The organism is Segetibacter sp. (assembly GCF_025963695.1).
Lineage (GTDB): Bacteria > Bacteroidota > Bacteroidia > Chitinophagales > Chitinophagaceae > Segetibacter.
This window is the reverse complement of sequence record NZ_JAOQAH010000036.1, coordinates 30,258-42,935: the sequence shown is the minus strand read 5'-3', so window position 1 is coordinate 42,935 and position 12,678 is coordinate 30,258. Positions and strand designations below refer to the sequence as shown.

Here is a 12,678-nt window from a genome sequence, read left to right as displayed (position 1 = left end):
GAACTTTAAAGGCAATCATTTATAGCTCAAGCCGCATAGCTTCGTTATTGCAACAGGACTGCTTCGCTTGTTTCTGAAACTGCTTCGCTGGTTTCAGAATGCCTGCGCCTTCGCTTGGCACCAACCGGCTGATGTTCCTTATGCAATAATTGTTGTCGGAAGCGAATATTATAACACTCGTCCAGGAGAAAAAACAATACGAACTTTACTCTTTTTGTTGCCACCAGCAATGCAGGTAAAAGGATTGCGACGCAACGATGATTATTATAGTACCAAAAGTTGGTATCTAAAAAAGACAAAAAATCAAGACAGTAAAAATGTGTTCATTGGTAGAACGATGCTATGGAAACAATTGCTGGTATTAGAAAAAAATAATGATAGAACTAGCAAATGAAATAGCATTATTTAAAGAGGAGATCGCAACATTCATTAAACAATTTCTGGCGGTTTATTGCAACGGTTCCTACTTCTTCGCAAACAAGGCCTCCTGCTATGTTTGCCATCGCTGCTGCAAAAGCAATGTCTTTTGTAGCAGCGTATACAAGGGAAGCAACTGCTATAACAGTGTCGCCGGCTCCACTTACATCGGCGATAGATCTTATATGCGTAGGAATGATTTTCGACGTATGATCGTCTTTAAAAAAAACGCCTTTTTCAGAAAGGGTGATCAATGAAATGGAATGCTGTAAAACGTTTTTTAGCTGCAGGTGGATATCATTTAAAAAAGCTTCATTCACATCATCAAGCAAAACATTGAGACCATCTTTAACCTCTTTTAAATTCGGTTTAAAAATGGTGGCGTTTTTGAATGAAAAGAAGTTTTTACGTTTGGGATCTACCGTAGTAACAATATTGTTTTTTAGACAAACAGTCATCATTTGCTCTATTCCCGACGCAGTGAGCACGCCTTTGTTATAATCTTCGAAAATTACTACCGACGGATTTTCAGCCTCAACAAAATCTGTGAACTTTTTTATCAATACCGCCTCTTCATCCTTGTTGATGTCTCTGGTCATTTCCGCATCTAATCGCAACATGTGCTGGTTGCGGCTGATGACACGGGTTTTGTTAGTAGTAATACGATCGTTGCTTATTACAATCTGGTTGCAATTAATATTATTTTTCTCTAACAGATTTACCAGTGAACGTCCGTCATCATCATTTCCTATAACTGAAAAGACGGTAGTAGACGCGCCCAACGAAGCCGTATTAAGCGCTACATTTCCTGCACCGCCCATTCTCAATTCTTTCTGATCTAACACCACTACCGGAACCGGCGCTTCGGGAGATATGCGCTCTACATTTCCCCACCAGTAAGTATCTAACATTACATCGCCAACTATAACCGCCTTCATTGAAGAAAACGCGGAGAACAACTGTTCAAGATCGGGCATGCTTACATCTGGTTTTTAGCAGACCGCAAAGAAAAGAAATAAATAGGAATACCTATTAACACAATGATGAGCCCGGGCCACGTATACTCGGGTTTATAAATAATGAGGGCGATACAAAATGTGGCAGCCATCATTATATAGATAGCAGGCAAAACAGGATAACCAAAAGCTTTATAGGGTCTTTCAGCTTCGGGCCGTTTTTTACGTAAAATGAAAATACCTGCTATAGTCAGAATGTAAAATAGCACCACCACGAACGAAATCATGTCAAGCAGGTCGCCGTATTTGCCACTTAAACAGAGTATAGAAGCAACCAAACACTGTAGCCAGAGCGCAGGCTCGGGAACCGCATTTTTATTTAATACACCTGTTCGCTTAAAAAACAAACCATCTTTTGCCATGGTATAATACACTCTTGCGCCTGCCAGTATCAAACCGTTATTGCAACCGAAGGTTGAGATCATAATCATGATGGCAATTATGATGGTACCGGCATTTCCAAAAATGACATTGGAGGCAGAGACTGCTACGCGATCGTTTTCAGCATGCGCAATTTCATTTAACGGAAGTACAGAAATGTACATCAGGTTGACGGTTACATAAATAACGGTAACGATAAGCGTTCCGAGGAACAAGCTAAGTCCAATGTTGCGTTTAGGATTTTTAACTTCCCCGGCAATAAAAGTTACGTTGTTCCAGGCATCGCTGCTAAAAATAGAACCAACCATTGCAGCAGCAATGCCACCCATTAAAGCAGCGCCGGTAATGCCAGATACACTAAAGCCCTGGCCAGGATTACAGGAATTAATGAGTTGATCTTTTGTAGCCTGCCAGGCATTGGCCCAATTGGCATTCCAGATCTCGCTTTTGGCAGCTAAAAGAAACCCAAATATGATCAATCCAAAAAGAGAAAGAAGCTTAGCCGATGTAAAAAGGGTTTGAATAATTTTACCACTTTTAACCCCTTTGGTATTAATATAGGTAAGCAGCACGATGATAGAAATAGATACCAGCTGTGCAGCGCTGATAGAAAAATACTTCGGATCACCGCACAGGTTTACACCTGTTTGTATGTGCCAGAGTATATTCTTTTCACTTAGAACAGGAAGCAGGTAGGCGGCAAACTTTGAAAAGGCGACACCGACAGCAGCAATGGTTCCGGTCTGAATAACTGCAAAAAAACTCCACCCGTATAAGAACCCAACAAGGGGGTTATAAGCCTCTTTCAAATAAACATACTGTCCGCCGGCTTTAGGAAACATGGCACTCAATTCGCCATAACTTAATGCAGCAGTCAGGGTCATAAAACCGGTAATAACCCAAACGAAGATCAACCAGCCAGCACTGCCTACATTACGTGTAATGTCGGCACTTACTATAAAGATACCTGAGCCGATCATGCTGCCAGCTACAAGCATGGTAGCATCTAATAAACCCAAAGTTGGTTTAAACGAAGCAGTAGTGTTAGTCATATAAAAAATTATCCCGCCTAACCAAAGGAGAGGCGGGATGAAGATATGAAAATGACTATTCTTAAAGGTTACCCTTTATCTTTCTTTTTATAACTGCCATTTAAACCTCTCAACATTTCCATAGTAATATCGTAACTGCTGTCTTTAAAATATATAGTACCAGGCTGGGCCGCGAGTATATAAGAATATCCTTTGTCTTTATTAAAATTTTTCAAAAAATCTTCGATGGTTTTGTTAACCACCTGCATTTTTTTAAATGACTCATCCTGTAAATCGCCGCCCATCGCCTGCTCTTTATTTTGAATCATCTTTTGCTCCTGCATCAGTTCCTGCTGCATTGCACCCTGCCTTTCCTGGGTCATAGTCTGCGCTTCCTGCTGAAACTTATTCACTTTTTGCATGTAACGGTTCTTCATACTATTCAGTTGGCCCGATAACTGGTTTTCTTTTGCCTTCAATTCGTCTTTAACCTCTTTAAGGTACTCGTAATTATTCTCAATTGAATCCATTTCGAAATAAGCAATTTTAAAAGGACCTGCCGGACCTGCAGGAGCATTAGAAGCATTATTAGCCATTACTTTAGTGGCTTCGGGCACGTGTGTTTTTGAAGCAGATGAAAAATGAAGGTAAAACAGCACACCTACTAAAATCAGTAAAACAACATTAAAGGCAAGGAGAAAATTTCTATTCATAAAAAAATTTGAACCGGCAAAGTAAAAGGAAAGCGGAGAATAAAAGTGTTAAAAAGCATTACCTTCCAGCTATTCGTCGATCTATTTTAAGTCTCAAAAAAGTTTTTTAGTACAGCTTTTGGGTAGTGGTGGGGCATTGTTGTGTCACTCTCTTGTACGGCAAATTTCTATTGAGCTCGGTTCTCTGCAATACCCTTTATTGCTTCATATCAGCATTGATTATATCAGCAGGAAATGGGTGGCGAAATAAACTTTCGGAGTACACCGTTATGTATTATTGCGTACGGGGTAATTGGGGCACTAATCATAGTAATATGAAACCTTTATTAAAGAGCTTCCGCTAAAAGGAAACAACAAAAGAACACATTGTTTATCTTTCGGCTTCGCAAGCGGCAAGCTTTGGCGTCTTTTCCGGTAAACGATATCTTGCCCTAGCGGTTAAATAAACCAAATTTTTTGCAATGCCTGAACCTATAAACGCTTTAGCGTTGCGGGCAACCGCATGAGAAAGCATTAAAATTTTTAGACTACTTGAAAACTAAACAATGACAGACGAAATCAATCAAACAATTCCAGACTCTTATTTTGATATAGACAAAGCGACAAAGGAAAATGGTTTTACGATGCCTTCCGACATTTTGACTTGCTCTTTGTTACGCACACTTGCGGCATCAAAGCCGGCAGGTAAATTTCTAGAACTTGGTACAGGAACAGGTCTTTCAACATCTTGGATTCTTGATGGAATGGATCATGATTCAACTATAACTTCTTTTGACAACGATGAAACTCTATTGCAAATTGCTCGCGCATTTCTTGGTAAAGACAAACGATTGAATTTAATTCAATCAGATGGCGAGGAATGGGTAATGAGTAACTTAGAACAAAAGTTTGATTATGTTTTTGCAGACACCTGGCATGGCAAGTACCTTTTACTAGACGAAGTTTTAGAAATGATAAATAAAGGGGGCTTTTACATTGTTGACGACATGCTTCCTCAACCTAATTGGCCCGAAGGACATCAGGAAAAAGCAATCAATTTTGTAAAGTATTTAGAAAGTAGAAGTGATTTAATTGTAACAAAACAACATTGGGCGACAGGAATAATCATTGCCGTAAAAAAATAATTTACAGACTCATTTGCGGACATTTTATTTGACAGGTAAAAGCCCATGGACCAACAAGCGTATTGGCAATAGCGGGCCTGAACGTTGGAGCAAGCGAAACAAATTGATAGAGTTACCCTTAAAATTGCTAATTCTTTTTCTTTCCTTTCTTCTCCCATTCCTCCAGCAATTCTTTTTCCGTTTTGAGAACAGGAATAATGTCTATTTTTTTCATGTAGATAGTAACCATTTTTTTTACTTCGGGGCGCGCTTTGAGTACGGCAGTTATAACAACCGAATCGGCTTTACTTGCGCTATCAATAATAAGATTATTGCCGTCCCATTTACCGCACGAGCTGGAGAACTGTACCTCATCTGCCATTAAAGGAAGAAATGAGCCAGAGGAAAGCTTTCCGTCAACATTTATATAATTATACACGCCTTTCTTCAGGCTGTCTACATACAGGTTGAAATAAATACTTTCTACCTTTTGAGCTTTAGTAGCAAAAGAAGCTATAATAACAACCAAAAGAATTGTGAGCTTTTTCATAATTAAAATCCGATTCGACGACTTTGGAGCGAATTGATATTAGAAATCCCGATTAACTCATCGTGACGTCCGGAAAGAGAACGGTAATAAATTAATACTGTATAATCATTTTCAGTCTCCCAGTAGTTGCCATCCGTTTGTTCAACAGACGCCACACTATTACGATTAGCAGCATCTTTAGTTACATAGGTGTATGAATAATAGCCTTGTTTTAAGTACAACGTTTTTTCGTACAAGCCTTTGGTAGCATTGTACTCCATTGCGCTGGTGTCGTTCATGTTGTACTTATTCATTTCGCCAACTACAAAAACCTTTTTATTAGGATAGGGAACATTGCCTTGCGGCATAAAAGTAAAATGAACGGCAGCGTAATCGGTTTGCCACCAGGGATTGGAAACTTCTGTTGACTCAATGAAGTACAAGCCATTGTAGTCAGTAAACTTAAGATAACGCATTTGGGTTCTTTCAGGATCAACCTGTAAATGAACATTGATATTACCAGGTTGAAAATCAGCTTTGGCCACACGCTCACTCTGGTAATGAAAGCTTCGGAGGTCGGCCCAGCGAAATTCTTTCCCGGCAGGAAAAACAAGATCATTTTCTGTACTAAACTCCATCATGTTGTTTCTAATAAAAGTTGGCGCGATATTCAACTTAGCATTGTCCCATCTAAAGTTTTGCAACACCACAGCCTTTATTTGCTGCACAGGGTTTACCACGTTCAACTGTCCTTTATTTACCTGGAACTCAATTTTTTGGTGAGTTTTAAAAATTTCAGAATTAAAAGGCTGAACTACTTTAGAACCTACTTCTGCTAACTTTTCGTACACTAAGACACGACGGGTGAAGGCAAGTTTACTGGTATCTCCATCTAAAAAAACTTTTAACAGGTAGTTGCCACTGCGGGAAGGCACGCAATTTCGATCGGGAAGAACAGCCTGGTAGTGAACGTACTTAAGCTGCGATATAGAAGAAAGCCGGTATTGATTAAGTCGGATTTGGCTAAAGCCTTTTAAGTAATCAAAAGTGCTAAGATTAACGGGCCCCCAGTCGGCATTACAAAGCTGGAAAGTATAATAATAATTCTTTACCCTTCCATCCATATCATCAAAATGCAGTTCGAGCAACTCGTTACTATTAAGGCCGATAATAGGATAGCTTAATTGGTTGCCCTGCAAATAAAGCTTGATGCCCTGCACATTAGCCATAAGGGTAACGTCGGGTATTTGTGCAGAAGAAGAAAAGTTTAGATTAAATACAATTAGGAAAGCTAATAATCGCAACATGTAAAAGTGTAATTGAAGACTCTAACCTACAACATTCCAAATGATTTTGTTGCATTGGTGCCATCAATGTAGTTTTGGCATTTATCTAAAATCATGCCGATTGAATGTTGCTGTTTTCATAGCCCGTCGTATTGCATTTAATGCTCAGCATTCATTTTCCCGCTTCATTATTCGCCTCGCTGTAACTGCCACTGCAGTAAGCGTTGCCGCTATGATTATTACACTCGCTTTTGTAAATGGGTTCCAGGAAACAGTAAGCCAAAAGGTGTTTAGTTTTTGGGGGCATATCCGGCTGCAACAGTATGAGCCAAACAAAGCTTTGGTGGCAGAAGAATCTCCTCTTGCAAAAAATGACTCTATCGCAGATGCATTAAAAAAACTGCCACAGGTGCAAACGATACAAGCGTTCGCAACCAAGAGCGCCGTGCTTCAAAGGCAGGCAAATATTGAGGGAATATTATTTAAGGGTGTTGAGAAGAACTATGACTTTACCAACCTTAAAAATTTTTTGCGTGAGGGTAAGTGGCCCGATTTCGCAGATAGTATGTACAGTCATGACATAGTAGTTTCAAGGGCGATAGCAGACCAGATGGAGATTGCAGTAAACGACAGCATTAAAATTCATTTTATAGATGCGACCGGCGGTAAAAGTAACTTCAGAAGAATGCGGGTTAGTGGTATTTATAAAACAGGTATCGAAGAATATGACAACCTTTTTGCCATTGGGGACATTCGCTTAATTCAACGCTTAAACAATTGGGAGGGGAATCAGATAGGAGGTTACGAGATTTTTTTGCATAACTACAAAACAATGGACACGGTTAATAACACCATTCTTGAAAGTACTTTTATTCCTATCAACTGGACCAGTAAGACTGTGAGAGAAGTATATCCTAACATCTTTGATTGGCTGGGTATACAAGATGTTAACCGGGATGTAATTTTTATTGTAATGGCTGTGGTTGCTATTATTAACCTAATTACCTGTTTGTTGATACTTGTGTTGGAAAGAACAAGAATGGTGGGAATCTTAAAGGCGGTTGGCAGCCCTGATATTACCATTCAAAAAATATTTTTAATACATGCTACCTACATTACTTTATTAGGCGCAGGAGCGGGTTTTTTGTTTGGTGTGGGTTTATGCCTGTTGCAACAGTACACTGGTTTAATTACCTTAAATGAGTCGGCCTATTATGTCTCTGTTGCACCGGTAAAAATAATCTGGTGGCAGGTGGGCGCAGTTTGCGCAGGTACGGTCTTCGTTTGTTTTCTTTCCTTAATACTGCCAACCCTATTGGTAAAAAGTGTACAGCCGGTTAAAGCAATACAATTCAGATAAAGTCAGGTCAAGATACAAGGATTACTGAGAAACATGAGCTTTTGTGAAGTAGCTTTTACACACATATAAGACCAGTTTCCTCACTTTTTTCATTTTTTCTTCTCTAAAACCTTGGAAAGAAATTAGCATATACTAATTGAGATATTCTTAGTATTTAAAATAATCACTAAAAACCTATATATGAAAAAATTGTTTTTTGCAAGCCTGGTATGTATAGCATTAGCCTCGTGCGGGGGTGGGTCTGAAAGTAATACTGCTGCAAGTGATAGTGCCGCCACAACCACTATGGGTAGCGGTACAGAAACCGGTATTGGGGGAGACAGTACAACAGGGCAAACTGCAACAGGAAGCGGCACCGGAATTGGCGATGGTACAGTAACCGGAACTACAGGCAGTGGAACGCCGTTAGGTAGTGAGGCCGGCGGTTCTTCAGGTACTACTTCTGGCTCAAGCTCAACCGGTAATGCATCGGGCGGAAGTACTACAGGTACAGGTGCATCAACCACTGGAAGCGGATCTGTACCTGGCGGAAATGGAACTGGTACGGTAACCGGAACCACTGGAAGCGGAACAGGAAATGCCGGAACTTCAGGTAAAGGTACCGGCACATCAGGAAGCGGAACAGGAAAAAGCGGGAGTGATAGAAAGCCCTAGGATCTTTAGAATATGAATATTGAAAGCAACCAGTAAAGGAAATCGTAAAACCTTTTTGGTTGCTTTTTATTTTTGGTTGATTATCCTTTTATGTTAGAGTAGTGTGTTTGAGTGACCGGGAAACTATTTTGAAATGAATAAGCAAAGCTGCAAAAAGATTTGCCGTTGAACGGATTGCGACGCAACGATGACGCTTTAAAAATCTGGCGCTGGTACCAGAAGAAAGGAGTAACTCACAATCAGCATGGAGGCTTTTTTTCATAAAAAAACCTTTCATTACCCTTGAACTATTTAAGCTGAAGATTTACCAAGCAACCAACAATTATCCCGGTAGCTACTGCAGCATTTAAAGACTCCGCTTCACCTGTGCGTGGTATTGTAACCGGGTGAGTAATTTTTGATAACATAGGCTCACGAATACCTTTTGATTCGTTGCCAATTACCAACAGCCCTTCAACTGTTTTATTGATAGTATAAATATTTGTGCCGTTTAACAATGCTCCAAAGACCGGAATTTCTTCGGCCGGTTCCCACACTTCCAAATCTTTATACCAACACTTTACCCGTAATATACTACCCATCGTAGACTGTACTACTTTAAGATTATATATATCCACGCTGTCTGTGCTGCATATAATTTGGTCTATTCCAAACCAATCTGCAATTCTTAAAATTGTTCCCATGTTGCCTGGATCCTGTATGCCGTCAAGCACTATAGTTAGCTTTCCTTTTAGCATCGGCTCGCCCGCTGTGATTGACTGCTTTGCAATTACAACTACTTCGTTAGGTGCCTGCAGGCCGCTGATCCGGCCAAGTTCTGTTTGCGAAATTTCTGTTACCGGTGCTTTTACAGCAGGGTTTCTTTGCAGCCATTCTTTTACGGCGTACACTTGTTTTATTTCAAACCGGCTGTTAAGTAACTCTTCAGCAAGCTTCGGTCCTTCGGCAATAAACAATCCATCCTCGTCCCTCTGTTTTTTGTGGTATAAAGATTGAATATATTTGAGTTCATTTTTCGTCAGCATAACATTTGTATAATAAATATGTTTCATTACGGCACAGCCACCTACTTTCTAATTACTGTTCTCGCTATTACGCTGCTGGCTTCGTGTACTGTTGTAAAAAACTATCCTGCAAACACGCCTTTTGTTTTCAAAAATAAGATTAATGTTACTGGCGCGATTTCGAAAGATGAGAAAAATCGTTTGCAGACTGAATTGTATAGTTACTGGGACGACAGTTTAAAAGTGAATAGCATATTGCAGTTTGGGGTTCGTACTGTTATAAAAAATCCCAACGTTTTTGATAGTGCCGACATCAATCGAAGTATCGTGTTTATGAATTCATTTCTTACGGCGCAGGGCTACTATAATTCACTTATTACACCTCAGGCACCTATAATTGATACCCTGGAAGATCAATACCGAACAACGGTGCAAATGGATATAAATGTCAATAAGAGCTTAAAAATAGATTCGGTTGCATATGACTCCTCATTTACTCCCGAACTACAACAACTTGCTTTAGCAAATAGGGATAAGAGTGCATTGGTCAGGAATAAGCCATTTACTCAATTGCTTGTATCGAGCGAATTAGATCGCCTTGTTTCACTATTCAGAAAAAACGGGTATTATAAATTTACCAGGGAGAACCTTTATGCTGAAGTGGATACTACCGATATTTCACTGTTAGAAGTAACCCTGGACCCTTTTGAGCAAGCAAGAAAAATTTCTGAATCAATTGCAAAAAGAAAAGAGAACCCTACCATCAATATCACCATCAAGCCCGATGTCTCTGCTGATACAAATGCCTTCAAAAAGTATTACACGGGCAAAATATATTACTATCCTCAAACCTTAATTAATCAGCCTTTAGACTCGGTAATAAATAAAGATTTTCCGCTGGTTACAAGTTCAAGAGAGTTTACGCTTAAACAGGAAAGCCCGATGGTTATTATGAGACCTCTTAGAGAGCATACTTATCTGAAAGAGGGAACGATTTATAATGAAGAAAGTTATTATAAGACCATTAATGCTTTTTCTCAGCTAGGGCCATGGAACCAGGTAGATGTACGCGCAATTCCCCGACGCGATTCGGCCAATATTCTCGACTTTCATTTCTTTCTTACACCTGCTTCAAAATATTCTTTTGGATACGATTTTGAGGTGAGCCGCAATAGCGGAAGCATTTATTCGAGCAACTTGCTTGGTATTACCAATGTGCTTACACTTCGTAATCGTAATATATGGAAAAGGGCTATCCAGGCAAGCACTAACATAAGGGCGGGAGTTGAATTAGGATTTACTGACACTGCTGTGCTGCAAACAATCCAGGCAAGTATTTCGCAAACCTATAGTATCCCTCGTTTTATAACACCGTTCAGAATAAATAACGTAAAAAGGTTGGATGACTATAAAACAGTAATAAACCTAAATGCTTCTTATACTGACAGAAGAAACTTTTTTCGTTTACGTTCTGCCGTTGCATCGTGGGGTTACGAGTGGAAAAAGAACAATCATGTTTGGCTTTATCGCCCCATAAATGTAGAGTTGTATAGTCTTGATACACTGTCAGGGTTATTGGCAGCATTCGAAAAAAATCCCTTTCTTAAAACCGCCTTCAATACAGGTTATGTAGTTAGCCAAAATATTACTTACAGCATTACGTTCACCAATCCGCGTCACCCAAATGTTACTAATAACCTACGAATTTCAGCGGAGGAAGCAGGCGGACTAATGGGCCGATTTGTTGGTTTAAGAAATAAGATTTATCAATACCTTAAGTTCGAAAGTGAGTTTAGCCAGGTAAAACAGTGGCGTAAGACGTCTTTTGCTTATCGCGTTTTTGGCGGTATAGGATACAACTATAGCAACGACTCTATTATTGGCCAATCGCTGCCTTTTTTCAAGCAGTTTGCGGCAGGCGGTCCTAACAGTATGCGGGCGTGGGGGTTGCGCCAGCTCGGTTTGGGTTCGTCTTTATCAAGCGATACTTCTACCGGCTTTCGTGACCGCTTTGGAGATATACAGCTCGAAGCTGATTTTGAATATCGTTTTCCGATAACCACTATCGGGGGTGTAAAATTAAATAGTGCCTTTTTTGCCGATGTTGGAAATATTTGGAATCTAAAAAACATTGTAGAAAACCCTCAAAGTAAACTTACTCTCGACCGCTTTTGGCGCGACATAGCCATTGCAGCAGGAACTGGTCTGCGCTTCGATTTCAATTATTTCCTGGTGCGCTTCGACTTTGCTTACAAGGTTAAAGACCCGGCAAGGCGTAGCAATAACGGCTGGATGAGCATTCGCGACTTTGAATGGAGAAACCGTGAATATATAAAGTACATCAACGGTAGAGAGCTTAAGCGAAATAACTTTGCTATTCAGTTAGGAATTGGGTTGCCCTTCTAAAGAAGACTCTCTTTTTTCCTGTTGCACAAATGCTTCCATTGTTTGCGCATCTGCTGCCAGGTAATTTCCAATTCTTGTCCGCCTCAGGCTGCTGAGATAGGCTCCGCAACCTAATTGTTGTCCATAGTCCTGGGCCAGGCTCCTTATATACGTACCAGTTGAGCAAACTACTTTAAAGTGCACGACAGGTAAGTCTATTTTCTCTATCGTAAAACTTTTTATAGTAACTTTTCGTGGCTCCATTACTACATCCATCCCCTTTCGTGCCATCAGGTACACAGGCTTTCCGCCTTGTTTTATAGCAGAGTGTATGGGAGGCACCTGTTGTATTTCACCTGTAAAAAGAGCAGTTGTAATATGTAGTTGTTCCTCAGTAATGTTACCTAAATCTTTTATCTCTACCGGCTCGCTTTCAAGGTCAAAGGTTGGTGTAACTGCACCCAGGGTAAAAGTACCCGTGTACTCTTTTTCCATCCCCATATACTCATTTATCTTCTTGGTAAACTTGCCTGTGCATACAATCAGCAACCCTGTTGCTAATGGATCTAGTGTGCCTGCATGTCCTACTTTCTTTATTTTTATGAGAGACCGTATTTTTCTGACTACATCAAACGACGTCCAGTCAAGCGGTTTGTCTATCAATATAACCTGTCCAACTTCATATTTATTCAATTCTTTTTGCAATGCTTTTTTGGCAAATGTAAATCTTGCTTGCTTCGAAAAGCAAATACAGCATGCTAATAAGAAGAATTGCCTGTAGGATTAAAAAGAACTGAAA

Annotated in this window: 11 protein-coding genes; 4 read left to right on the top strand and 7 right to left on the bottom strand. The window is 40.0% G+C overall.

What is annotated here, in order from left to right; genetic code table 11:
• Window positions 1-401: 401 nt before the first annotated feature.
• The 3 genes from JWR87_RS06450 to JWR87_RS06440 form a co-directional block, all read right to left on the bottom strand.
• The gene (locus JWR87_RS06450) at window positions 402-1,394 is read right to left on the bottom strand and encodes a PfkB family carbohydrate kinase (RefSeq protein WP_297817121.1); all 993 of its coding nucleotides are present in this window, start codon (window positions 1,392-1,394) and stop codon (window positions 402-404) included.
• A 2-nt stretch (window positions 1,395-1,396) separates the two neighbouring features.
• Window positions 1,397-2,866, bottom strand: a complete 1,470-nt coding sequence (locus tag JWR87_RS06445) for an amino acid permease (protein WP_297817118.1) — start codon at window positions 2,864-2,866, stop codon at window positions 1,397-1,399.
• A 68-nt stretch (window positions 2,867-2,934) separates the two neighbouring features.
• Window positions 2,935-3,558, bottom strand: a complete 624-nt coding sequence (locus tag JWR87_RS06440; protein ID WP_297817115.1) for an OmpH family outer membrane protein — start codon at window positions 3,556-3,558, stop codon at window positions 2,935-2,937.
• Window positions 3,559-4,103: 545 nt separating this feature from the next.
• Between JWR87_RS06440 and JWR87_RS06435 the strand changes: the two genes are divergently transcribed.
• Entirely contained in the window at window positions 4,104-4,682 is a 579-nt protein-coding gene (locus JWR87_RS06435; protein WP_297817112.1) for a class I SAM-dependent methyltransferase, read from the top strand.
• Window positions 4,683-4,809: 127 nt separating this feature from the next.
• Here JWR87_RS06435 and JWR87_RS06430 read toward each other — a convergent pair whose 3' ends face one another.
• Together JWR87_RS06430 and JWR87_RS06425 are read right to left on the bottom strand one after the other, a co-directional pair.
• Window positions 4,810-5,211 (bottom strand): hypothetical protein, encoded by a 402-nt coding sequence (locus tag JWR87_RS06430; RefSeq protein WP_297817109.1) that lies wholly within the window; start codon window positions 5,209-5,211, stop codon window positions 4,810-4,812.
• A gap of 2 nt (window positions 5,212-5,213) precedes the next feature.
• Window positions 5,214-6,497 carry a DUF5103 domain-containing protein gene (locus tag JWR87_RS06425; RefSeq protein WP_297817107.1) on the bottom strand — a complete coding sequence of 428 codons (1,284 nt, stop codon included), beginning with the start codon at window positions 6,495-6,497 and terminating at the stop codon, window positions 5,214-5,216.
• Window positions 6,498-6,597: 100 nt separating this feature from the next.
• Between JWR87_RS06425 and JWR87_RS06420 the strand changes: the two genes are divergently transcribed.
• Window positions 6,598-7,836 carry an ABC transporter permease gene (locus tag JWR87_RS06420; RefSeq protein ID WP_297817103.1) on the top strand — a complete coding sequence of 413 codons (1,239 nt, stop codon included), beginning with the start codon at window positions 6,598-6,600 and terminating at the stop codon, window positions 7,834-7,836.
• Window positions 7,837-8,016: 180 nt separating this feature from the next.
• Entirely contained in the window at window positions 8,017-8,490 is a 474-nt protein-coding gene (locus JWR87_RS06415) for a hypothetical protein (RefSeq protein ID WP_297817100.1), read from the top strand.
• A 287-nt stretch (window positions 8,491-8,777) separates the two neighbouring features.
• On the opposite strand, the gene JWR87_RS06410 is transcribed toward JWR87_RS06415, so the two are convergent.
• On the bottom strand, window positions 8,778-9,515 hold the full coding sequence (locus JWR87_RS06410) for an RNA methyltransferase (protein ID WP_297817097.1): 738 nt from the start codon (window positions 9,513-9,515) through the stop codon (window positions 8,778-8,780).
• Between the two features lie 18 nt (window positions 9,516-9,533).
• Between JWR87_RS06410 and JWR87_RS06405 the strand changes: the two genes are divergently transcribed.
• The gene (locus tag JWR87_RS06405) at window positions 9,534-11,900 is read left to right on the top strand and encodes a BamA/TamA family outer membrane protein (RefSeq protein WP_297817094.1); all 2,367 of its coding nucleotides are present in this window, start codon (window positions 9,534-9,536) and stop codon (window positions 11,898-11,900) included.
• On the opposite strand, the gene truB is transcribed toward JWR87_RS06405, so the two are convergent.
• Window positions 11,877-12,584, bottom strand: coding sequence for a tRNA pseudouridine(55) synthase TruB (gene truB / locus JWR87_RS06400; protein ID WP_297817090.1), 708 nt, complete (start codon window positions 12,582-12,584; stop codon window positions 11,877-11,879). The genes JWR87_RS06405 and truB overlap by 24 nt on opposite strands.
• Window positions 12,585-12,678 lie beyond the last annotated feature (94 nt).